Here is a 22,298-nt window from a genome sequence, read left to right on the forward strand (position 1 = left end):
GAGAATTCGGGGGAGGGTCAGGGCGTCCAGCGGTAAAGCCACGTTTCCGTGATCTGCCGCCCTTCCGTCTTGAGGGCAAGGCGCAGTTCGACCGCCCGCTCACTGCCGGGATCCAGCTCGAAGGCGACCCTCACGGTGCGGGTCTCCGGATGGGCGATCCAGCGGGTCGCCCCCTCGACGATCCGGCCGGGGCCGGCGATCAGCACCGTCTCGACGGGCACCATCGTGCCTGCCGGCGTGAACAGAAGGTCGCCGGTGAAATCGACGAGGAACAGGCGCCGGGGATTGGCGCCGCCGCGACCGCTGCGGGTGCCCGTGACCCGCGCGAGCGGACCGACCGGCGGCTCGCCGCCCCAGTTCTGCCGGTAGCCGACGCGGATCTCCTGACCGGCGGGCAGGGCCGCCTTCGGCCGCCAATAGGCGATGACGTTCTCGTTGATCTCCGCGTCGCTCGGGATCTCGAGGAGCGTCACGGCGCCCTCCCCCCAAAGGTTGTCGGCACCGGTCGATTCGCCCGGCTCGACCCAGAGCGAGGGGCAGCGCTGCCAGGGGTGGGTGTCGTCCTCGAAGGTCGCGGCAGACCGGTCCCGCTGGATCAGGCCGAAGCCCTGCGGTCCGTTGTCGAGGAAGCCCGAGATCTGCAGCGTCTCCGGGTTGCGCACCGGGCGCCAGATCGCCTCGCCACCGCCGTTGCGGATCTGCAGGCCGCCCGCGGCGTAAACCGCGGCGCGGGCATCGTCAGCGCCGCGCCGATCGTGCGGGCCGAACAGGAACGGCGCCTGCATGCCGCCGAGACCCAGATGCTCGACCGCCTTGCGGGTGACCAGGGTGGCGGTGACCGTGGCGGTCGAGGTTTCGCCGGGGCGCAGTTCCAGGCGGAGCGCTGCGGCGAGCGAGTCGGAATCGATCAGGGCATGGATCACCAGCGGGCCGTCCGGGGTCTTCGGGCGCTCCACGAACAGGGCCCGCCAGCGCGGGAATTCCTCGCCGCGCGGGTCGGCCGGGCGCAGCATCAGGGCGCGCCCGTTGACGCCGAATTCCTGGCCCTGCCCCACCAGCCGGTAGAAGCAGGCGCCCTGGAACAGCGCGAAATCCTGGTGCCGCTCGCCGAACCGCGCGCGGATGCGCAGGCCGGAGAAGCCCGGCTCGGTCTCCGGCAAGGCCGCCGCGCCCGCCTCCGATCCCGCCTCGTACTCCCCCCGCGCGTAGGTGACGGGACGGACCACGCCGTCCTCGACGAGGAACAGCGCGACCCGGTCGGTGTAGTAGAAGCCGCGCAGCAGCGGCTCGACGGCGAAGCCGTGCGGTTCGCCGCCCCACAGCAATGCCTCGGGCCGGAGGCGGATCGCCTCGTAGGCTTCCCGCGACAGGTTCTTCAGCGGGTCGGGCATGTCGTTCGCGGTCGGCGCCACGAAGGCCCGGTTGCCGAGCGCCCGGGCGAGGTCCGGCACGGTGGCATCCGAGAAGGGCGAGCCCGAAGCGGGCAGCGCCGGCGCCGCGGCCTGGGCGTCCGCCCGTCCCGGCAGCAGGGCCAGGGCGGCGCCGGCCGCGGCGCCGCCGATCAGCCGGCGGCGATCGAGACACGGGCCGAGGGCGCGTCCGAGGGCGGGGCCGGTCCGCTGCGCATCGCGGGTCGAGAGGTCGGTCGGATGCGTCATGCCTCGCCGGTTCTCACGGTGTTCTCGGGTGAAGGACGGTCGCAGATAGGATCTCAACGCCTGAACCGGGCGTTAAGGTTGCCGGGCTTGCCCGGTCGTTGCAGCGCATCGGGGCGGCGCATCGGGAATCGGGACCGAAGGCCCGTGGACCTTTCGGGGCCGGCCGGCGTAAGAGGCTCGAACCTCGCACGCCGCATCCGCGGCGCCCGCCGTCTCGCGTCCCGCGAGCCTCCTGTCCAGCCTTGAGTCGAGATTTCTGCCGATGATCGTCACGCAGATCTCCCATCACGACCTCGACGGCTACGGTGCCACGACTGTCGCCGCCGCCTTCGCCGCGGTGTCGCGGGTGGTCCACGTCGCCCGCTATTCCGATGTCGGCCCGGTGGTGGAGGACGAGCTGAAGCGCCTGCGCGGCGCGGCGGCCTCCGAGACGCTGCTGATGACCGATCTCGGGCTGGAGGAGCCGACGGTCGCCTTCCTGCGCCGCTTCGCCGCGATGAACCGCGGCCGGGCGGAGGAGGCGCGCCACCGTCTCGTGGTGCTCGACCACCACGCCTCCTCGATCGACCAGCTCAAGCGCCAGAACCTCGAGATCGGACCCGATCCCGAGCGCGCCGGGCTGCTGCGGGCGGATCTCGGCGACCCTGAGGTGTTCGTGCTCATCGACGAGGCGCATTGCGCCACGCGGATGGCGTACGACCAGCGCGCCCTCTACGCCCCCGAGACGACGCTGCCCGAGACGCAGGCGGCCGACCTTGCGGCGCTGATCGAGGCGGTCGAGGCGCTCGACCTGTGGAAGAAGGGCGAGCCGAACTTCGCCGGCGGCCTCGCGCTCGACGAGCTGTTCTGGGACAGCGTCTCGACCCTGGTGCCGGCGGGCCATCCCTGGCACGATCGCTTCGTCTCCGACCTGCTGATGGCGGCGGCGGGCCGGCTGCGGGCGGGCGCCACCCCGGCCGAGCTGGAGCGCCGCTCGGGCGAACTCCGCGCCAGCCTGGTCGACGCCCTGCTCGCGGACGAGCCGGGTGACGACAGGGCCTTGACCGCGCGCCAGCGCCTGGCCCGGGCGCTGGCCCGCTCGGACGTGCTGTTCCAACCGCTCTCGGACGGCACGCTGCTCTCCTTCGGTCTCGATTCCGGCACGTTCCAGCGGGTCTCCGATCAGGTGATGGAGGCGGGCCGGGCCAAGCGGGTGGTCAACGTGCAGCGGGCGGGCACGCTCTCGTTCCGCTCCATCGACGGCACGGCGCTGGACGGCGCCCGCGCTTTCCGCGGCGGCGGCCACCGCGATGCCGCCGGCGGCAAGCTGCCGAACGGCAGCGCACATTCTAGGGACGACGCGATCGCCCAGGTCGAGCCGGTGCTCAACCCCCCGCCCCCGGACCTCTCCGGCAGCCCGTTCGCCGCGCTGAAGAACTGGAAGGGGTGACGCCCTCGGTCACCCTCAGATCCCCAGATTGAACGGCAGGTCGAACAGCGTCGAGTGATCGACGTAGCTGACCCGCAGGGTGTGCTCGCGGGCCTCGTCGGGCAGGGTGTCGGCCTCGCGCAGGGTGCGGATCATGTCGCGGGCGGCGCGGAAGGCCATGCCGCAATCGGGACAGTCGCGCGTCTCCGTTTCACCGATGGTCCGGCCGTTCCGGCAGAGCTCGAAATGAAAGAGTGGCATCCGGCGCCGACCTCCGAGCCTCGTTCGGAGCCGCTCGTGCAAGCCTTGAGCCGGGATGGCCGATACAACGCGATGTGGTGGAAATTTCGCTTGCCTGCCGAGCGATCGGGCAGGCACGATCTTCTCTCGGCATGAAAAAGCCCGCCGGCTTTCGCCGACGGGCTTTTGCAGGGGCCACACTCTCGCGCGCGGTGGGAGCTGCCGCCCCGCCCTCGGACCGGCGGGGGAACTCGACCTTCCGCAGCGTTCAGAGAGCCACTATCCCTGCTGATCCTGGTTGGGTGGCGTGTCCTGATCCGCGTCGGCAGTGCGCGCGGGGGAGACGGTGATGCCGTGATGTCTCATGGCCGACCTCCTTGTCTCAGGGCGGCGCCGCAGCGCCGATGAGGGGAGGCTAGGACGGTTTGCGCGCCGCGCGCAAGCCCCTTTTTTCCTTGCGCCGGGCCGTCCCGCACACGATCTGTCCGCATCGAGGGGAAACAGAATTTTGCGCCCGAACGGGCGCGAAGCGAAGGTGCGCGGTTCCCTGATGCCCTCTCCCCTGCCTCCTCTCTCCGTCCTCGATCTCGCCTTCATCCCGGAGGGCGCCACGCCGGGACGGGCGCTTGCCAACAGCCTCGATCTCGCCCGGCATGCCGAAGGGCTCGGCTACCGCCGCTTCTGGCTCGCCGAGCACCACAACATGACCGGCATCGCCAGCGCCGCCACGGCGGTGGTGATCGGCCACGTCGCGGCGGGCACGACCCGCATCCGCGTCGGCGCCGGCGGGATCATGCTGCCCAACCACGCGCCGCTGGTGATCGCCGAGCAGTTCGGCACGCTGGAGGCGCTGTATCCGGGCCGGATCGATCTCGGGCTCGGCCGAGCGCCGGGCACGGACGGGGCGACCCTGCGGGCGCTGCGCCGCGACTACGGTTCGGCGGAGCGATTTCCGCAGGACGTGCTCGAATTGCAGGCCCTCTTCGGCCCGGTGCGGGAGGGGCAGTCGGTGCAGGCCGTGCCCGGCGCGGGCCTCAGGGTGCCGCTCTGGATTCTCGGGTCGAGCCTGTTCGGGGCGGAACTCGCCGGCCTGCTCGGCCTGCCCTACGCCTTCGCCTCGCATTTCGCGCCGGACGCGCTGCTGCCGGCGCTCGCGGCCTACCGCGCCCGCTTCCAGCCCTCCGAGCAGTTGCAGCGGCCCTACGCCATGGTCGGCATCAACGTCGTCGCGGCCGAGACCGACGGGGAGGCGCGGCGTCTGTTCACCACGGCGCAGCAGCAATTCACCCGGCTGGTGCGCGGCACCCGCGGCCTCCTGCCCCCGCCGATCGACGACATCGAGGCCTATTGGAGCCCGGCGGAGAAGGCGCAGGCCTCGCGGATGCTGGCGCGCTCCCTGGTGGGCTCGCGCGAGACCGTGCGCGCCGGGCTGGAGGCGCTGGTGGCCGAGACCGGCGCCGACGAGGTGATGGCGGCCTCGGCGATCTACGATCACGGGGCGCGGCGCGCCTCCTACGCGATCTTGGCCGAGGCGCACGGCACTCTGGCGGCGCAGGCCTCGCCGGAGCGCTCAGCGGCCTGAAAGCGGGACGTCTCGGGCGGCCTTCGCGGCGGGCGGCGGAAGCTGCGTGATGTGGCGCAGGGCGGGCGGGGCCTCCGCCGTCCCGCCGGGGCGGGGGCCGCCCTCCCCCATCACCCGCGCGACGACGCTGCCCAGGGCAAAGCCGCCGAGGCCGAGAAGGATTGCGAGGCCGGTGCGCTTGATCATGGCCGGTCTCCGTCACCGGTCTCGCATGGCCGGTGCCGTCCGGGCCCGGCGGGCGCGGACACAGCCTATCGTGGCGCGGATTGGTTGACGGATCGTGCCACCGCGCGGCGGTTCGCTTTCTCCGCGAAGCCGTCAATGCGCGCCGCCGGTCTCGACGAACTTGAACAGGAAGACGGCGGCGATCACCCACACCACCGGCTTCACCTCGCGGGCGCGGCCGGTCAGTGCCTTCAGCACGGCGTAGGTGATGAAGCCGAAGGCGACGCCGTTGGCGATGGAATAGGTGAACGGCATCAGGAGCGCCGTGACGCAGGCCGGAATCACCTCGGTGAGGTCGTCCCAGTCGAGGGCGGTGAGGTCGCGCAGCATCAGGCAGGCGACGTAGAACAGGGCCGGCGCGGTGGCGTAGGCCGGGACCGAGCCGGCGAGCGGCGCGAAGAACAGGCAGGCCAGGAACAGCACGGCGACGGTGGCGGCGGTGAGCCCGGTGCGCCCGCCCTCCTCCACGCCGGTCGCGCTCTCGAGATAGGCGGTGGTGCTCGACGTGCCGAGCAGCGAACCGGTGAAGATCGCCGCGGAATCGGCCATCAGCGCCCGGTCGAGCGCGGCCGAGCGTCCCGCCTCCGGCAGGAGGCCGGCGCGGCTGGCCACCGCCATCAGCGTGCCGGTGGCGTCGAACAGTTCGACCAGGAACAGCACGAGGATGACGTTGAGGAGCCCTCCGGTGAGTGCGCCGGGGATGTCGAGGGCCAACAGCGTCGGGCTCAAGGAGGGCGGCGCCGAGACGATGCCCTGGAAGGCGTTGCCGGCGAAGACGAAGCTCAGGCCCGTCACCATCAGGATGGTGAGGAGCAGCGCCGCCCTGATCCGCCGTGCCGAGAGCACCGCCACCATCAGGAAGCCGAGGGCGGCGAGCACGGTGCCGGGCTGGCGCAGGTCGCCGAGCGTCACGAAGGTGGCGGGGTTGGCCGCCACCACGCCCGCGTTCTTGAGCGCGATGATCGCGAGGAACAGACCGATGCCGACGGTGAGCGCGACGCGCATGGAGCGCGGGATGCCGGCGACGATGATCCCGCGCAGGCCCGTCAGCGTCACGGCGAGGAAGCAGAGGCCGGAGAGGAACACCGCGCCGAGCGCCGCCTGCCACGTGTAGCCCATCCCCTGCACGACGACGTAGGCGAAGTAGGCGTTCAGCCCCATCCCCGGTGCCAGCGCCACCGGCCAGTTGGCGGCGAATGCCATCACGAGCGAGCCGAGGGCGGCGATGAGGCAGGTCGCGACGAAGACCGAGTCCTTCGGCATCCCGGCATCGGCGAGGATGCTCGGATTGACGAAGACGATGTAGGCCATGGTGAGGAAGGTGGTCAGCCCCGCCAGCAGCTCGGTGCGGACCGTGGTGCCGTGCGCCTCCAGCTTGAACAGGCGTTCGAGCCAGTGCGGCTTCGGGGCGGCCGTGTCCGGCTTCCTGTTCATCGCCGCGCAGATCCTGTCCGGATGAGGGGGCTTCCCTCATGGCAGGCGTGGGCGATGCAGGCCAGACCGCGACACCGGCCGGAATGGATGGCCGCTCAGCGAACGGCCGTCATCCCGCCGCGGGCGGCCGGGCCCGACAGGGGCAGGCCGAAGCGGCCGGTGCTGGGGCTGATCGCGTTCGTGGTCCAGCGCGGATCGTGCGGGCGCGGGCGCTCGGAGGGCGGAAGCTGCTGGATGAGCTGCCGGTACCGCACCGACGCCTCGTCGTTCGGGAAAGCCTGTGCCGTCGCGGTGCCGGCAAGAGAGAGGCCGCCGAGGACGAGTGCGCTGAAGATCGGAAAACGGGTCATGGTGGGGGACTTACGGTTCCGGCCCGAGCCGGTCGGAGGATGTTCGCAGCAACGGTGATTCCGACATGGGCACCCGGATCACGATCCGCAATCCGGGTGCCGTGCGCGTGAGATTTCGCGAAGGGTTCAGGTCCGGCGCTGGGCTGCGCCCTCCTGATCGGTCCAGCCGTCGAGCACCTTGTCCAGCGTCAGCGGGTAGTCGCGGATGCGCAGCCCCGTGGCGTTGTAGACGGCATTGGCGAGAGCCGCGCCGGCGCCGCAGATGCTGACCTCGCCGAGCCCCTTGCTCTTCAACGGGTTCGCTTTGTCGTCGAGTTCGGGCAGGAACACCGCGTCGATCGCCGGCACGTCGGCATGGGCCGGGACGTGGTACTCGGCCAGATCGTGGTTCACGAAATGGCCGAAGCGGGTGTCGGTCTCGGCGGCCTCCATCAGCGCCGCGCCGATGCCGAAGATCATGCCGCCGATAGCCTGCGAGCGGGCGGTCTTCTGGTTGAGGATGCGCCCACCGGTGAACACGCCGAGCATCCGCCGCAGCCGGATCTCGCCGGTATCGGCATCGACCCCGACCTCGGCGAAATGCGCGCCGAAGGAGTGCTGCGAGTACTTCTCCTTCATCGCGCCGGGCTTGATCTCGCCCTTGGCCTCGACGCCCTGCGCCCCGGCCAGATCCGTCAGCGCCTCGGAGCGGTTGCCGGAGATGACGCGCCCGTCGGCGAAGACCGCACCCTCGGCGTTCATGCCCGCCGCCTGCAGCAGCGATTGCCGGAGGTTGTCGCAGGCGACGTAGAGCGCGGAGCCGGCCGAGCCCGCGCCGAACGAGCCTCCGGAGCCGGCGGCCTTCGGATAGGCGGTGTCGCCGATCTCGACGCGGATGCGCTCGACCGGCAGGCCCATCATCTCGCCCGCGATCTGGGCCAGGATCGTGTAGGTGCCGGTACCGATATCGGTCATCGCCATCCGCACGGTGAGCGTGCCGTCGGGGTTGAGGCGCACGCCCGCCTGCGAGGGCATCAGCGGGTTGAGTCGCGAGGCCGCCGCCATGCCCATGCCGACGAGCCAGCGCCCGTCCCGCGTCGCCCCGGTGGCGCCGCGCTTGTCCCAGCCGAAGCGCTGCGCGCCCTCGCGCATGCAGGCGACGAGCTGGCGGGTGGAGAAGGGCACGCGCTTCTCCGGGTCCTGCTCCGGCTCGTTGCGGATGCGCAGTTCGATCGGATCAAGCTTCAGATGCTCGGCCAACTCGTCCATGGCGCATTCGAAGGCGAGCTGGCCCACCGCCTCGCCGGGCGCCCGCATGGCGGAGGCAATTGGCACGTTGAGGTTGGCGAGCCGGTGCCGGGTCAGGCGGTTCTGCGCCGCGTAGAGCGAGCGGGTGACGACGGCCGAGGTCTCGTAGAACACGTCCCCCGGCGCGGTCGCGGACCAGGATTCGTGGGCGATGGCGGTGAGCCGCCCGTTCGCGTCGGCGCCCAGGCGAATGCGCTGGATCGTGTCGCTGCGGTGAGTGGCGACGTGAAATTCCTGCTGCCGGGTCAGGGCGACCTTCACCGGGCGCTTGAGCGTCTTCGAGGCAAGTGCGGAGAGGATCGCCTCGGGCTGCGGCTGCAGCTTCGAGCCGAAGCCGCCGCCGATATAGTGCGAGACCAGCCGCACGTTCTCCGGCTTCAGCTTCAGCACCGAGGCCAGCGAGGTCTGCCCGCGGTTGAGCATCTGATTGGCGGTGAACAGGGTCACTCGCTCGCCGTCCGGTCCCGTCTCCCAGGAGGCGATGGTGGCGTGCGGCTCCATCTGCGCGTGGATCTGCACCGGCGTGGTGTATTCCACGTCGAGCTGGACCGGGGCGCCGGCGAAGGCGCCTTCGAAGTCGCCGAGCTTGGAGTCGGGCGGCGTCTGCGCCGGCTTCGGCTCGACGGCCGTCGGCCGGGCCGCCTTCAGCGAGGCTTCGGGTTTCTCGACGTCGTACTCGGCCCGCACGAGGGCGGCTGCCGCGCGGGCCTGCTCGAAGCTCTGCGCCACCACGAAGGCGATGGGCTGGCCGTGGAAGCGGATCTCGGTGCCCTGCAATTGCGGGTAGACCTGCTCCTTCTTCTCGCCCTGCTCCGGCACGTTCTCGTGGGTCATCACGAGAAGCACCCCCGGCGCCCGCTTCGCTGCGGAGACGTCGAGGCTGCGGAGGCGGCCCTTCGCAATGCCGGCCTCGACGAGGAAGCCGTAGGCCGGGTTCTTCAGGTCGCGGGTCTCGTAGGCGTAGGGGGCGCGACCCGTCACCTTGAGGCGCCCATCGATTCGGTCGATGGGGCGGCCGACGAGTCCGTCCGGCTTGCCATCGAGGGGCGTCGCGCCGATCGGCTGGTTCATGTCCATGAGCGAGAATCCTCAGGCGCGAAAGGTCAAACGCGAAGAGCTTCCGCGACAGTGGCGCGCAGCGTCCGGCGGGTGAGCGGGATCTTGAAGTCGTTGGAGCCCTGGCCGCGGGCGCCTTCCAGCACGCGGTCGGCGGCGGCATCCGCCGAGCCGGTCTCGACCAGAGCCGCCTCCGCCGCCTCGACCCGCCACGGCTTGTGGGCCAACCCGCCGAAGGCGAGCTTCGCGGACTTCGGCGTGTCGCCCTCGCCTCTCGCGATGATCGCGGCCACCGACACCGTGGCGAAGGCGTAGGACGCCCGGTCGCGGACCTTGCGGTAGAGATGCACGCCCTCGACCGGTTTGGGCAGCGTCACGGCGGTGATGAGTTCGCCGGGTTTCAGGTCGGTTTCGATCTGCGGCGTGTCGCCGGGCAGGCGGTGGAAATCGGCGATGGAGATGCTGCGCCGCGCGCCCTGCGGATCGATCGTTTCCACGGTGGCGTCGAGGACGCGCATCGCCACGTTCATGTCGGAGGGGTTCGTCGCGATGCAGGCCTCGCTCGCCCCCAGCACCGCCATGATGCGGTTGAACCCGCCGATGGCAGAGCAGCCCGAGCCCGGTTCGCGCTTGTTGCAGGGTTTGGTCGTGTCGTAGAAGTAGTAGCAGCGCGTCCGCTGCAGCAGGTTTCCGGCGGTGGTCGCCTTGTTGCGCAACTGGCCCGAAGCGCCCGCGAGCAGGGCCTTGCCCAGCACTGCGTAATCCTTGCGCACCCGCGGATGCGCGGCGAGGTCGGCATTGCGCACCAGCGCGCCGATGCGCAGGCCGCCCTCCTCCGTATCGGTGACGTCGGCCAGCGGCAGGCGGTTGACGTCGATCAGGGTGGCGGGCGTCTCGATCTGAAGCTTCATCAGATCGAGCAGGTTGGTGCCGCCGGCGATGAAGCGGGCGCCGGGCCGCTCCGTTGCAAGCCGGGCCGCGTCCTGAACCGTGGCGGGGCGCTCGTAGGCGAAAGCCTTCATGGGGTTCGCCTCCTTCAGATCTTGGTGCTGGCGTCGCGGATCGCCGCGACGATGTTGGGATAGGCCGAGCAGCGGCAGATGTTGCCGCTCATCCGCTCGCGGATCTCTTCGTCGCTCAGGGAGACCTTGGCCGAGAGATCGTCCGTGACGTGGCTCGGCCAACCCGCCTCGACTTCCGAAAGCATGCCGGCGGCGGAGCAGATCTGGCCCGGGGTGCAGTAGCCGCACTGGTAGCCGTCATGGTGCAGGAAGGCGGCCTGGAGCGGATGCAGCGCATCACCCTGCGCCAGCCCCTCGATGGTGGTGACCGCGTCGCCCTCGTGCATCGCGGCGAGCGTCAGGCAGGCATTGATCCGCCGTCCGTTCACCAGCACCGTGCAGGCGCCGCACTGGCCGTGGTCGCAGCCCTTCTTCGAGCCGGTGAGGTCGAGATGCTCGCGCAGCGCATCGAGCAGCGTCGTGCGGGTGTCGAGGGTGAGGTCGTGCCGCTGCCCGTTGATCGTCAGCGAGACCGGCATGGTCTGGGGCTGCGGGTCGGCGGCGCCTGCCGGTGCAGCACTCGCCCGGCCGCGCAGGGAGGCGCCGAGCGTCGCCAGCGCCGCGCAGCTTCCCATCACCGTGCGGCGCGTCGGGTCGAAGCGCCGGTCTCTCGTCGAATGGTCCGTCATGGAGCCTGCCATTCCGCGCATCCGAACCGGCCGCGACGGAACGCGACCAGTCTGGAATGGATCGAAAACTGCAGGCGGAACGCGACAGGCGTTCAGGTTGATCCGGCCGAGCACCGCGCCCCTATGGCGCAGCGCAGAGGTTGTTTCGGGCGCTCGTGCATCCCTCGGTCGCGTCCGGGAGGATCTAGCTCCAGGCGTGGAGCGGCGGGTTCACGTCGTTGAGCGCGTGGTTGCCGACGATCGCGTACTTCCACCGCACCGGATCGTGAAGGGTGTGGGTGCGGGCGTTGCGCCAGTGACGGTCGAGGTTGTGCTCGGCCAGCGTCGAGCGGGTGCCGGACAGTTCGAACAGGGTGTTCGAGGCGGCGAGCGCGACCTCGGTGGTCAGAACCTTGGCCTCGGCCGTGGCGATCTGGGCCGCGGTCACGCTGTCCGGCGTCGGGTTCGTCACCGCCGCGTCGATGGCGAGGCCCGCCCGGTCGAGCAGGGCTTCCGCCGCGTGCTGGCGGATCGTCAGGTCGCCGATGGCGCGGATGGTGTAGGGATCGTCCGAGGCCCGCTCTCCCCCGCTGTCGATCCAGGGCCGCGCCTTCTCGCGCACGAAGTCGATGGTGTCGTCGAGCGCCGCGCGGCCGATCCCGGCATCGATGGCGGCCTGGATGATCTGGAAGATCGCGCCGTCCGCCCGCGGCGCCTCGTAGGCGCGGTAGCCCGGCACGAGGTGGCTTTTTTCGACCCGCACATCCTCGATGATGACGGTGCCGCTCGCCGTGCCGCGCTGGCCGAAGGCCGACCAGTCGTCGATCACGGTGAGGCCGGGCGCGTCGCGCTCGGCGATGGCGTACCAGGCGCGGCCCTGATCATCGAGCGCGACGATCGGTACGCGATGGGCCAGGAGCGCGCCCGAGGAATAGAACTTCCGGCCGCGCACGATCACGTGGTCGCCGTGATCGGTGAAGCGGGTCTCGAACTCCGCAGCGCGCTTGGTGCCCTTTTCCGAGAAGGCGTTGCCGAAGCGGGTACCCTTCAGGACTTCGGCGAAGAGAAGCGCCTGCTGCTCGGGGTCGGACACGGTGCGGATCGCCGCAACGATGCCGAGATGGTTCTGGGCGATCTGCGCGATCGAGGGGTCGGCGGCGGCGATGATCGCGATCACCTGCGCCAGCGTCCGGTAGGAGACCTCCGGCCCGCCATAGGCCCTCGGCACGTTGATCGACCACAGGCCGCTTTGCGAGAAGGCGTCGAGTTCGGCCAGCGGGCGCGCATTGGTGCGGTCGCGCTCGGACGCACCCTCGCGAAAATCCTTCGCCAGGTCGTGGGCGATGCGGATCGCCTCGGCGTCGTCGCGCACGATGTGGGCCGGGGTCGAGGGACGGGCGGGCCCCGGCACGCCCTGCGGCCGGCTGCCGGCCTCGGCCGTGGTGGGGCTGACGGCGATGGTCATGGAGTGGTCTCCGATGATGGGGGGATGCACGACTGATGGTGTGAGGATCAGGCCGCCTCGGCGCGGCGCTCGCGGGCGGCCTCCAGCGCGCGGACCCGCGGGATCACCTGCTCGCCGAAATACTGCACCTCCTCCTGGAAATGCAGGAAGGCGAGCAGCGCGAGGTCGGCGCCGGCCTCCTTGAGCGCGAGGATGCGCTCGGCGATCTGGTCCGGCGTGCCGATCAGGTTGGTCTTGAAGCCGTCGTTGTACTGGACGAGATCGTCGAAGGTCGATTTCGCCCAGTTGCCCTCACCCTCGGGCGAGGCCGCGCCGGCATTCTTCGCCTCGTGGCCGAAGGCGCGCACCGCCTCCGGATCGGCGTTGGCGATGATCTCCTGCAGCACGGCGCGGGCTTCCTCCTCCGTGTCGCGGGCGATGACGAAGGCGTTGACCCCGACTTTTACCGAGTGGCCATTCGCGGCTGCCTTAGCGCGGAGATCCTCGACCTGCGCCCGCACGCCGTCGGGCGTGTTGCCGTTGGTGAAGTACCAGTCGGAGACGCGGGCGGCCATGTCGCGGGCCGCGCGCGAGGAGCCGCCCTGGAAAATCTCGGGCAGGCGCGCGCCGGGCTTCGGCTTCAGGGTGTAGCCGCTGTAGCGGTAGAAATCGCCGCGGAAGCTGAAATCGTCCTGGGTCCAGATTCCGCGCAAGCTGCGGATGAACTCCTCCGAGCGGCGGTAGCGCTCGTCGTGGTCGAGCCACGGCTCGCCGATCGCCCGGAACTCGCCTGAGAACCAGCCCGAGACGATGTTGACGGCGATGCGCCCCTCGGTGAGCTGGGCGATGGTCGCGATCTGCTTGGCGGCGAGCGTCGGGTTCCAGGGCCCCGGCAGGATCGCGGCGATCACCGTGAGCCGCGTCGTGGCGGCGGCCAGCGCGTGGCTGAAGGCGACCGATTCGTGCTGGTACTCGGCGCCGTAGCCGGCGGTGAAGCGGATCTGCGTCAGGGCGTAATCGAAGCCGGAGGCTTCCGCGATCTGCGCGAGCTTGCGATTGTAGTCCGCGTCCCAACTCGTGCGCTGCTCGATCCGGCTGATGACGAGGCCGCCCGAGACGTTGGGCACCCAGTAGGCGAAGCGGATCGGCTCGGGCGAGGATGAGTTCCGGACGGGCATGGTGGCGCAGCGCTCGCTTTGAGAAGCATTGATCTGGATAAATTTGAGATGAAGGCAGGTTTTGCTGCGTCATCATCTCGTTGTGTCAGATCATCTCTGCGGAAAAACTCGCCGTCAAAGGAATGATCGGGCGTTTTTTCAGCTCATCGCGAAAGCTCGTTCTTCGCCGTGCCGCGTCCGGGCGAAGATCGTTTTCGTTGAATACGATCCGCCATCAAGGCGTCCCTGAAACGAAAAGAGCCGCCCTGGTCGGGGCGGCTCTCTGTCGATCGCGGATTGTGGTGGAGGGACTTCAGTACACCCCGCCCGCCTGGGCGGCGGCGCCGGCATCCGGTGGCGCCGCGGCGGGGGCAGATGGGGCGACGTAAGCGTCCGGCGGGGCGGTGCCGGGCTTGAACGCCTCGAGGATGGTGCCGCCGCCCTCGCCCGAGCCGGCGCGGGTGCCGGAGGAGGCGTTGACGCGGATCAGCTTGATCCCCGGCGGCACCCGGAACGGGGTCGGCGGCTTGTCCTTGAGCGCGACCTTCAGGAAGTCGAGGACGATGGGGGCGGCCAGCCCGCCGCCGGTCGCCCGGTCGCCGAGGGAGCGCGGCTTGTCGAAGCCGAGATAGACGCCGACCGCGAGGTCGGGCGAGAAGCCCACGAACCACGCATCCTTGGCGTCGTTGGTCGTGCCGGTCTTGCCCGCCAGCGGCTTGCCGATCTGCTTCAGGATGGTCGCGGTGCCACGCTGGACCACGCCCTCCATGATCGAGACCATCTGGTAGGCGGTGAGCGGGTCGAGCACCTGCTCGGACTCGTCCACGAGCTTGGGCTCGTCCTGGCCCGACCACTTCTCGGCGTCGCAGCCGACGCATTTGCGGTTGTCGTGGCGGTAGATTGTCTCGCCGGTGCGGTCCTGGATGCGGTCGATCAGCGTCGGGCGGATGCGCCGCCCGCCATTGGCCAGCATCGAGTAGGCGGTGACCATGCGCATCACCGTGGTCTCGCCGGCGCCGAGCGACATCGGCAGGACGGGGAGCAGGTCGTCGTAGACGCCGAAGCGGCGGGAATACTCGGCGATCAGCGGCATGCCGATGTCTTTCGCCAGCCGCACCGTCATCAGGTTCTTCGAGTGCTCGATGCCGTAGCGGAGTGTGTGCGGGCCGCCGGACTTGCCGTCGTAGTTCGAGGGCGACCACGCCTCCTGGCCGGGGCCGGCCTCGATGGTGATGGGTGAATCGAGCACCACCGAGGACGGGGTGTAGCCGTTGTCGAGCGCCGCCGAGTAGACGAGCGGCTTGAACGAGGAGCCGGGCTGGCGCATCGCCTGCGTCGCGCGGTTGAACTCGGATTCCTCGTAGGAGAAGCCGCCGACCATGGCGTGGACGCGGCCCGTATAGGGGTCCATCGCGACGATGGCGCCCGACACCTCGGGCTTCTGGCGCAGGCGGTAGGTGCTCTTGGCCGGATCGAGCGGCTCGACATAGACCACGTCGCCGACCTTCAGCGCGGTGGCGACCGGACGGCCGGTCCACTTCACGCCTTCCGCGGTGACCGCGCCGGTCTCGCGCTCCTTCGAGAGGGCGCCGCCGGGCTCGCGCTTGGGCTGGAGGCCGACCTGGGCCACGCCGCCATTGGTGTTCAGCACCACCGCGAGCCGCCAGGGGGCGATGTCGCCGAGCGCCGGCAATTCGGCGATGGCCTGGCCCCAGTCGCGGCCGGTCAGGTCCACCTTGTGCTCGGCGCCGCGCCAGCCGCGGGCCTGATCGTAGCGCACGAGGCCGTCGATGAGCGCCTTGCGGGCGAGCGCCTGCATCTTCGGGTCGAGGGTGGCGCGCACCGAAAGGCCGCCCTCGTAGAGCTTGCTCTGGCCGTAGCGCTCGGAGATCTCGCGGCGCACTTCTTCCGTGAAGTAATTGGCGTTGGCCGCGTTGGCGAAGGCGACGCGCGGGTTGACGCCGAGCGACTGCTTCTTGGCCTCGCTCGCCTCCTCGGCGGTGATGTAGCCGTTCTGGGCCATCAGGCCGATGATCTCGTTGCGCCGCGCCAGCGCCGCCTGGGTCTTGCGGTAGGGGTGATAGTTGTTCGGGCCCTTGGGAAGCGCGGCGAGATAGGCCGCCTCGTTGATCGTCAGCTCGTGGACGGATTTTCCGAAGTAATCCAGGGCGGCCGCCGCGACGCCGTGCAGGTTGCGGCCGGGAACGATGGTGCCCAGAAAGATCTCGTTGAGGTAGAGTTCGAGGATCTTGTCCTTCGAGTAGGCCGACTCGATCCGCAGCGCGATCAGCGCTTCCTTGATCTTGCGGTCGTAGGTCTGCTCGTTCGAGAGCAGGAAGTTCTTGGCCACCTGCTGCGTGATGGTCGAGGCGCCCTGCTTCTTGCCGGACTGGGCGTTGGTGAGCACCGCGCGGACGATGCCCTCGGGGTCGATGCCGCCGTGCTTGTAGAAGTTCTTGTCCTCGGCCGAGAGGAAGGCGGCGACCACGATCTTCGGCATCGCCTGGATCGGCAGGTAGAGGCGCCGCTCGTGGGCGTACTCGGCCAGCAGCGAGCCGTCGGCGGCGTGGACGCGGGTCATCACCGGCGGCTCGTAATTGGCGAGCGCGGCGTGGTCGGGCAGGTCCTGGCTGTACTTCCAGTAGAAGAACGCGCCCACCGCCGCGGCGATGCAGAACACCACCGCGCCGGCCGAGAACAGGAAGGCGAAGAATCGCAGGATGAAACGCATCCGGGGTCCGTTCCGTCGCTCGTCCGCTGCGCGCCGATGAAGGCCAAGCGCGAGGGCTTGCCGCGGGCTCTGGTGAGGCCCCGCGCGGCCGCGCCTCGTGTCAGGCGGACGGGGGGCTCGTCGAGCCCCGTATCGACACCGGCTCTATGGTGAAACTGGGGCGATCCAAGGGATCTCCCGAAAGCGACCGCCTTGGCTTCTGTCGGCCTCAGTCGCCGGCACCCGCTTCCGCGGAAGACCGCCGCCCCTCGGGCTTTCGCGCCGCTCGACGCCTCGTCAAAGGCCGCGGCACCGCTGTTCGCGCCGTGGAGCCATGTCCGGCTCCTCAGGGCCGGAGCGCGATCGCGCTTTTCCCGTTCTCGGCGGAGCGCATTCCGGTCGGAACCGGCCGCGAGAGGGTGGCCCGGCCGGAGAAGAACAGGTCCACGGCCTTGGCCATCGATCCCGTCACCCGGGTGCGCCACTCCTCCGATTGAAGCTTCTCGAGGTCGCTCTTGCTCGACAGGTAGCCGAGTTCGATCAGCACCGAGGGCACGTCGGGGGAGCGCAGCACCTTGAAGCCGGCCTCGCGGTGCGGCTTCGTGCTCATCTCCATCACCGGCGAGAGCTGGCCCATCAGCCGGCCGGCAAAGCCCGCCGAGAAGCCGCGTGTCTCGCGGAGCGTCAGTTCCTGGAGGATGTCGGCGACGTCCGCCGGCCCCTCGCCGGATTCGGTCCCGGCGGCGGCGTCCGCCCGGTTCTCACGCTCGGCGAGCCGGGCCGATTCGCTGTCGGTCGCCTTCTCCGAGCCGGTATAGATCGTGGCGCCCTTCACCTGCGGGGCGGCCGAGATCGAATCGGCGTGGATCGAGACGAACAGGTCGGCCTTGGCCTCGCGGGCGATGCGCACCCGCTCGGCGAGTGGCACGAACACGTCGCGGTCGCGGGTCATCGCGAGGCGGTAGCGGCCCGACTGCTCCAGCCGCTCGGCGAAGGACTGGGCGAAGCCGAACACGATATCCTTCTCGAACACCCCCGTGGCGGCGATGGCGCCGGGGTCGGTGCCGCCATGGCCGGCATCGATGACGATGAGCGGGCGCGTGTCGGCGGCCTCGCCCGCCGACGCGACCTTGGGTGCCGCCTTGGCGGAGGCGGCCGGGCTCGGATCGCCTGCCACCGCCGCCTTGCGGAAGGTATCGCGATCGACCTTGCGGAAGGGAATCGAGACGAGCACCGCGCCCTCGCGGGTCTTCGTGGTCTCGATGGGCTCGACCACGGCGGGGCCGGTGAGATCGACCACGATGCGCGAACGGCCCGGCGCGAACAGGCCGTAGCGGAACGAGGCGATGGCGCCGTCCCGCTTGCGGCCGCTCAGCTTGCCCGTCTCCCCATCGAGCTGGAAGTTGACTTCGGGCAGGTCGATCACCGCCCGGTCCGGCCGCTCCATCACGAAGGCGCGTGCCTCGATCGCCTTCGACAGGGTGAGGGTGAGCCGCGTGGTACCGTCCCGGCTCGCGGTCTCGGCGGCGATCGCCACCGCCGCGCCGCCGCCTTGCGGGCCGTCCTGGGCCGTCGCAGGGCCGAAGGCCACGAGCACGCCGCCCAGGAGTGCGAGGGCGGCGACGGGGCGGAGAAGTCCGGGCAGGCGGGTGCTGTGGGGCATCGGTCGGCCAAGGTTCCGGGGAGCCTCCGATACGAGATACGGCCGAGATGGTTAACCGTTCCTCACCCCGCCCGTCGCAGTCCCGGTGACGCTGTTGTGCAAGAGCGACACCACGGGGCGACACCAATGAGCGTCCCCACGGGGGCTGTGGCGTATCCTGTCCCGCCCTCCCCCTCAGGCGCGGCTGTCGGGCGCCTCCCGTTCGGCCGCCTCGCCGTCGGGCATCTGCCAGGCCCGCCGCCAGACCGCGTGCGCCTCCGAGCCCTCAGGATGCGGGTTGGCGCTCTCCGGGTCGCCCCGGTAACGGGCCTCGCGCCCCTCCTTCGCCACCGAGGCAAGCGATTGTTCCGGAGCCGACACCGCGAAGCCCTCCCGTAGCCTTCCCCCATGCCGCCCGGCGGTGCCGGCGGCCTTCTCCGCTTCAAGCCCGCAGGGCGACATCCGGTTCACGACGACGGCACCCACGACCCGGCGCTCCCGTGACGAAGTGTCGAAGGCCGTCATACGGAACCCTTGCAATTCTCCCGCGACACTCTGTAATGATATCGACCCCATTCCCGGGTTGGCGCTTCGGCGGCCCTCGGGCGCGCCCGGGGCATGTCGGCGCCCACCTCGCTCGTATTGGCAGCGTCAGTCGGCGCCTCCCGGCATCCGGGCGGGTGTCACGGCATTCGCGGCCTCCCGATCATTCCGGGGCGGTCGCGCCCATGAAATCTGTACGGGCCGCTCAACCGGCCCACCATCTTCGCGAGGCCGGATCAGGATGGGAGGACGCACAGCATCGGTTGCCGCTGCTCGTGCCGAAGGCGCGCGGTTTTCGCGTCGCCTCGCCCCTTCCGTCTCCCCGGCCCTGTTCAACCCCCAGCGCGCCGATGCCCGGCGCCAGAAGGCGGTTGACGGCAATCCCCTCCCCGCATCCTCCGCGACCTCGGTGACGAGGCCGGCACGCGCCCCTCTCCTTCCGGCCCGTAGGCCGGGGGCGGCGCCGCCGGGACCAAGCGGCGCGAGCGTGAGGAGAACGACGTCGACCGCCATGTCGAAAGCACGTCATGGCCAACAACAAGATGCTCATCGATGCGATGCATCCGGAGGAGACCCGGGTCGTCACGGTCCAAGGCTCGCGGGTCGAGGAATTTGATTTCGAGGCGGCCAACCGCCGGCCTCTGAGGGGCAACATCTATCTCGCCAAGGTCACCCGCGTGGAGCCCTCGCTCCAGGCGGCCTTCGTCGAGTACGGCGGCAACCGCCACGGCTTCCTCGCCTTCAACGAGATCCACCCCGACTACTACCAGATCCCGATGGCCGACCGCCTCGCGCTGATCGAGGCCGAGGCGCGCGAGGAGGAGGAGCACCGCGAGCGCGAGGAGCGCCGTCCCCCGCGCGGCCGCCGCTCGCGCGGGCGCCGGGCCGAGGCCCGCGGCGCCCGCAGCGGCGACACGGTGAAGTCGCAGGAAGCGGTCTCGGAGACCGTGTCCGAGGAAGATGCGATCCCCGGCGAGGGCCAGGCCGCCGACGCGCCGACGCCGGAGGCGATCGAGGCGGTGCGTGCCGCCCTCGTCGAGGAGCGGCCCGAGGGCGACGAGGCCCCCGCGGCGGTCGAGCCCGGCGGCGACGCCTCGGCGAGCCTGCCCGAGGCCGCGCTGGAGCCCGGCGCGTCCGCCGGCGACGCGCCGTCCGACACGTCTGCCGAAGGAGCTGTCGAAGGATCGGCCGAGGCGCCGGCCGCGGTCGAGTCCTCCGACATCGCCGCGATCTCCGAGGCGCCGAACCCGCCCGTCGACGCGGAAGCCTCCGACGCCGCGTCCGCCGAGGCGGAGACGGTCGAGCCGCAGCCCGTCGCCGCCACGGCGCCGGTCTCCGAGGCCGAGCAGGCCGAAGCGGAGTCCGACGATGATACCCAGGACTCGGACGCCGAGGATTCGGATGACGAGGACTCGGACGATGAGGATTCCGAGGACGACGAGTCCGACGATGACGAGGATGAGGACGACGAGGAAGAGGACGAGGATTCGGACGACGAGGAAGAGGACGAGGAATCCGAGGACGGCGAGCGCCGGGTCGCGCAGGTCGGCGGTTCGGGCGACGCGCTCGCCGAGATCCCCGAGCGTCCGCGCGCCTATCGCCGCCACTACAAGATCCAGGAGGTGATCAAGCGCCGCCAGATCATCCTCGTTCAGGTCGTCAAGGAGGAGCGCGGCACCAAGGGCGCGGCGCTCACCACCTACCTGTCGCTCGCCGGCCGCTACTCGGTGCTGATGCCCAACACCGGCCGCGGCGGCGGCATCTCCCGCAAGATCACCTCGGCCGCCGACCGCAAGCGCCTGAAGGAGGTCGTGGCCGATCTCGACGTGCCGGACGGGATGGGGATCATCCTGCGCACGGCCGGCGCCTCGCGCACCAAGCCCGAGATCAAGCGCGACTTCGAGTACCTGATGCGCCTGTGGGAGAGCGTGCGCGAGCTGACGCTGTCCTCCACCGCCCCGGCGCTGGTCTACGAGGAGGGCTCGCTGATCAAGCGGGCGATCCGCGACCTCTACAACAAGGATCTCGACGAGGTTCTGGTCTCAGGCGAGGACGCCTACCGCGAGGCCAAGGACTTCATGCGGATGCTGATGCCCGGCCAGTCGAAGGTGGTGAAACCCTACCGCGACCCGACGCCGATCTTCGCCCGCTACGGCGTCGAGCAGCAGCTCGACGCGATGTTCTCGACCCACGTGGCGCTCCGCTCGGGCGGCTACCTCGTCATCAACCCGACCGAGGCGCTGGTCTCGATCGACGTGAACTCGGGCCGCGCCACCCGCGAGCACGACATCGAGGACACCGCGCTCAAGACGAACCTTGAGGCGGCGGAAGAAGTCGCCCGCCAGGTGCGCCTGCGCGATCTCGCCGGCCTCGTCGTGATCGACTTCATCGACATGGAGGAGAAGCGCAACAACCGGGCGGTGGAGAAGCGCCTGAACGAGGCGCTCAAGAACGACCGGGCGCGCATCCAGGTCGGGCGGATCTCGCCCTTCGGCCTCCTGGAGATGAGCCGCCAGCGCATCCGCACCGGCGTGCTCGAATCCTCCTCCATCCCCTGCGCCCATTGCGGCGGTTCGGGCTTCGTGCGGGCGACCTCCTCGGTGGCGCTGCACATCCTGCGCTCGATCGAGGAGGTGCTGCTCAAGTCGGCGAGCCACAACGTCGTGCTGCGCACCCGCACCGAGACCGCGCTCTACATCCTCAACCAGAAGCGGGCGCATCTCTACGATCTGGAGCAGCGCTTCCAGGTGGCGATCACCATCTCTGCCGATGACCGGCTCGTGGCGACGTCGGCCTTCCAGCTCGAACGCGGCGAGCCGGCGGTGAAGCACGAGGGCCCGGTGACGGGCGTGCGCGCGGTGGCGATCTCGCCGGTCTACGAGGCCGAGGAGTTCGAGGACGACATCGTCGAGACCGAGGAGGCCGAGGAGGCCGAGATCACGGCCGAAGCCGAGACCGAGACGGAGGGCGCCGCCGAGGAGCGCTCGGCCGCCGACGCTTCCGAGGAGAGCGGCGGACGCCGCCGCCGCCGCCGCCGCCGCCGCGGCGGGCGCTCCTCCGGCGAGGGCGAGGCCCGCGCGCGTCAGGACAACGGCGACGACAACGGGGACGAGGCCGGCGACGACAACGGAGCCGATCCCGAGGACGGCGACGAGGCTCCCAAATCCGAGGCACAGGTCGCCGAGGCGGCCGTTGGCGCCGAGGCTGAGCGGGACGAGACCGCGTCGGAGGCTGCCGAGGCCGGCGACGACGACGGCAACGGACGCCGCCGCCGCCGCGGGCGCCGGGGCGGCCGCGGCCGCGGCCGGACTGACCGCAACGGTTCCTCGGACGCGGATCAGGATTCCGAGGCTGACGAGGCACGTTCGGCAGACGCCTCCGAGGCCGTCTCCGAGGCGCATCCCGAGGAGACCGCCTCCGACGCCCTGCCGGTCGGCCCCGAGGAGCCGGTCAGCGACGCCGACGTGACCACCGTCTCGCTCGCCGCCGAGAACGGCAGCGCCGCCGAGCGGCCCCCGGTCGCTCCCGCACCGGAAGTCGAGCCCATCCAGGCGGATGCCGTCGCGGAGGCCGCGACCGAGGCGGCGGCCCCCGTCCCGGCGGCTTTGGAGCCTGCGCCCGAGCCCGTCGCGGTGGTGCTGACCCCGCCCGATCCGAACCGCCCGAAGCGGGCCGGCTGGTGGTCGCGCACCAAGGCAGCGCTCGGCGGGGAGTGATAGGCAGACGCCCTGTCTGATCGTGCGCCCCTCCCCCGGTGGGGAGGGGCGCCGCGCGCTTGTCGTTCGCCGACCGGGCATCGTGGTCGAACGGCTTGTCGATCGAGCGGTCCGGTGACGACAGAACCCGGTAGTCACCGTGTCGAGTTGACCTCTGATTCCCGCCAGGATTGTTGT

The 22,298-nt window shown here is 70.5% G+C and carries 16 protein-coding genes; 3 read left to right on the forward strand and 13 right to left on the reverse strand.

What is annotated here, in order from left to right; all coding sequences use genetic code 11:
- Window positions 1-17 precede the first annotated feature (17 nt).
- Window positions 18-1,658 carry a glucan biosynthesis protein D gene (locus MFF24_RS11340; protein ID WP_238224527.1) on the reverse strand — a complete coding sequence of 547 codons (1,641 nt, stop codon included), beginning with the start codon at window positions 1,656-1,658 and terminating at the stop codon, window positions 18-20.
- A 262-nt stretch (window positions 1,659-1,920) separates the two neighbouring features.
- Between MFF24_RS11340 and MFF24_RS11345 the strand changes: the two genes are divergently transcribed.
- On the forward strand, window positions 1,921-3,087 hold the full coding sequence (locus MFF24_RS11345) for a dimethylmenaquinone methyltransferase (RefSeq protein WP_238224528.1): 1,167 nt from the start codon (window positions 1,921-1,923) through the stop codon (window positions 3,085-3,087).
- Window positions 3,088-3,102: 15 nt separating this feature from the next.
- On the opposite strand, the gene MFF24_RS11350 is transcribed toward MFF24_RS11345, so the two are convergent.
- Window positions 3,103-3,327 (reverse strand): DUF6894 family protein, encoded by a 225-nt coding sequence (locus MFF24_RS11350; RefSeq protein WP_108941516.1) that lies wholly within the window; start codon window positions 3,325-3,327, stop codon window positions 3,103-3,105.
- A gap of 529 nt (window positions 3,328-3,856) precedes the next feature.
- On the opposite strand from MFF24_RS11350, the gene MFF24_RS11355 reads away from it, so the two are divergent.
- Complete coding sequence (locus MFF24_RS11355) at window positions 3,857-4,888, forward strand: LLM class flavin-dependent oxidoreductase (protein WP_238224560.1); 1,032 nt, start codon at window positions 3,857-3,859, stop codon at window positions 4,886-4,888.
- Here MFF24_RS11355 and MFF24_RS11360 read toward each other — a convergent pair.
- The 11 genes from MFF24_RS11360 to MFF24_RS11410 all read right to left on the reverse strand — a co-directional run bounded on the left by MFF24_RS11360 (window position 4,877) and on the right by MFF24_RS11410 (window position 18,348).
- Window positions 4,877-5,074, reverse strand: coding sequence for a hypothetical protein (locus tag MFF24_RS11360; protein ID WP_133090038.1), 198 nt, complete (start codon window positions 5,072-5,074; stop codon window positions 4,877-4,879). The genes MFF24_RS11355 and MFF24_RS11360 overlap by 12 nt on opposite strands.
- Window positions 5,075-5,206: 132 nt before the next feature.
- Window positions 5,207-6,547: an NCS2 family permease gene (locus tag MFF24_RS11365; RefSeq protein ID WP_238224529.1), complete on the reverse strand. Its 1,341-nt coding sequence runs from the start codon at window positions 6,545-6,547 to the stop codon at window positions 5,207-5,209.
- A 95-nt stretch (window positions 6,548-6,642) separates the two neighbouring features.
- Window positions 6,643-6,897, reverse strand: coding sequence for a hypothetical protein (locus MFF24_RS11370; protein WP_238224530.1), 255 nt, complete (start codon window positions 6,895-6,897; stop codon window positions 6,643-6,645).
- Between the two features lie 126 nt (window positions 6,898-7,023).
- Window positions 7,024-9,261 carry a xanthine dehydrogenase family protein molybdopterin-binding subunit gene (locus MFF24_RS11375; RefSeq protein ID WP_238224531.1) on the reverse strand — a complete coding sequence of 746 codons (2,238 nt, stop codon included), beginning with the start codon at window positions 9,259-9,261 and terminating at the stop codon, window positions 7,024-7,026.
- A gap of 26 nt (window positions 9,262-9,287) precedes the next feature.
- A complete protein-coding gene (locus MFF24_RS11380; RefSeq protein ID WP_238224534.1) occupies window positions 9,288-10,262 on the reverse strand; it encodes an FAD binding domain-containing protein in 975 nt (324 codons plus the stop codon).
- Window positions 10,263-10,276: 14 nt separating this feature from the next.
- Window positions 10,277-10,930: an aldehyde dehydrogenase iron-sulfur subunit PaoA gene (gene paoA, locus MFF24_RS11385; protein WP_238224535.1), complete on the reverse strand. Its 654-nt coding sequence runs from the start codon at window positions 10,928-10,930 to the stop codon at window positions 10,277-10,279.
- 184 nt (window positions 10,931-11,114) lie between these two features.
- Window positions 11,115-12,374 (reverse strand): SfnB family sulfur acquisition oxidoreductase, encoded by a 1,260-nt coding sequence (locus MFF24_RS11390; RefSeq protein ID WP_238224537.1) that lies wholly within the window; start codon window positions 12,372-12,374, stop codon window positions 11,115-11,117.
- Window positions 12,375-12,421: 47 nt separating this feature from the next.
- On the reverse strand, window positions 12,422-13,531 hold the full coding sequence (gene sfnG / locus MFF24_RS11395; protein WP_238224539.1) for a dimethylsulfone monooxygenase SfnG: 1,110 nt from the start codon (window positions 13,529-13,531) through the stop codon (window positions 12,422-12,424).
- A gap of 292 nt (window positions 13,532-13,823) precedes the next feature.
- Entirely contained in the window at window positions 13,824-16,241 is a 2,418-nt protein-coding gene (locus MFF24_RS11400) for a penicillin-binding protein 1A (RefSeq protein ID WP_108941508.1), read from the reverse strand.
- Between the two features lie 325 nt (window positions 16,242-16,566).
- A complete protein-coding gene (locus MFF24_RS11405) occupies window positions 16,567-17,883 on the reverse strand; it encodes an N-acetylmuramoyl-L-alanine amidase (RefSeq protein ID WP_238224541.1) in 1,317 nt (438 codons plus the stop codon).
- Between the two features lie 174 nt (window positions 17,884-18,057).
- Complete coding sequence (locus tag MFF24_RS11410; protein WP_238224543.1) at window positions 18,058-18,348, reverse strand: hypothetical protein; 291 nt, start codon at window positions 18,346-18,348, stop codon at window positions 18,058-18,060.
- A 584-nt stretch (window positions 18,349-18,932) separates the two neighbouring features.
- Here MFF24_RS11410 and MFF24_RS11415 point away from each other — a divergent pair.
- Entirely contained in the window at window positions 18,933-22,121 is a 3,189-nt protein-coding gene (locus tag MFF24_RS11415) for an Rne/Rng family ribonuclease (RefSeq protein ID WP_238224544.1), read from the forward strand.
- Window positions 22,122-22,298 lie beyond the last annotated feature (177 nt).

This window comes from Methylorubrum aminovorans (genome assembly GCF_022179725.1).
In the GTDB taxonomy this organism is placed as follows: Bacteria; Pseudomonadota; Alphaproteobacteria; order Rhizobiales; family Beijerinckiaceae; genus Methylobacterium; species Methylobacterium aminovorans.

Bases quoted from the DNA above. Each gene is read 5' to 3' on its own strand.
- MFF24_RS11340 (WP_238224527.1), bottom strand. From the start codon at position 1,658: ATGACGCATCCGACCGACCTCTCGACCCGCGATGCGCAGCGGACCGGC.
- MFF24_RS11345 (WP_238224528.1), top strand. From the start codon at position 1,921: ATGATCGTCACGCAGATCTCCCATCACGACCTCGACGGCTACGGTGCC.
- MFF24_RS11350 (WP_108941516.1), bottom strand. From the start codon at position 3,327: ATGCCACTCTTTCATTTCGAGCTCTGCCGGAACGGCCGGACCATCGGT.
- MFF24_RS11355 (WP_238224560.1), top strand. From the start codon at position 3,857: ATGCCCTCTCCCCTGCCTCCTCTCTCCGTCCTCGATCTCGCCTTCATC.
- MFF24_RS11360 (WP_133090038.1), bottom strand. From the start codon at position 5,074: ATGATCAAGCGCACCGGCCTCGCAATCCTTCTCGGCCTCGGCGGCTTT.
- MFF24_RS11365 (WP_238224529.1), bottom strand. From the start codon at position 6,547: ATGAACAGGAAGCCGGACACGGCCGCCCCGAAGCCGCACTGGCTCGAA.
- MFF24_RS11370 (WP_238224530.1), bottom strand. From the start codon at position 6,897: ATGACCCGTTTTCCGATCTTCAGCGCACTCGTCCTCGGCGGCCTCTCT.
- MFF24_RS11375 (WP_238224531.1), bottom strand. From the start codon at position 9,261: ATGGACATGAACCAGCCGATCGGCGCGACGCCCCTCGATGGCAAGCCG.
- MFF24_RS11380 (WP_238224534.1), bottom strand. From the start codon at position 10,262: ATGAAGGCTTTCGCCTACGAGCGCCCCGCCACGGTTCAGGACGCGGCC.
- paoA (WP_238224535.1), bottom strand. From the start codon at position 10,930: ATGACGGACCATTCGACGAGAGACCGGCGCTTCGACCCGACGCGCCGC.
- MFF24_RS11390 (WP_238224537.1), bottom strand. From the start codon at position 12,374: ATGACCATCGCCGTCAGCCCCACCACGGCCGAGGCCGGCAGCCGGCCG.
- sfnG (WP_238224539.1), bottom strand. From the start codon at position 13,531: ATGCCCGTCCGGAACTCATCCTCGCCCGAGCCGATCCGCTTCGCCTAC.
- MFF24_RS11400 (WP_108941508.1), bottom strand. From the start codon at position 16,241: ATGCGTTTCATCCTGCGATTCTTCGCCTTCCTGTTCTCGGCCGGCGCG.
- MFF24_RS11405 (WP_238224541.1), bottom strand. From the start codon at position 17,883: ATGCCCCACAGCACCCGCCTGCCCGGACTTCTCCGCCCCGTCGCCGCC.
- MFF24_RS11415 (WP_238224544.1), top strand. From the start codon at position 18,933: ATGGCCAACAACAAGATGCTCATCGATGCGATGCATCCGGAGGAGACC.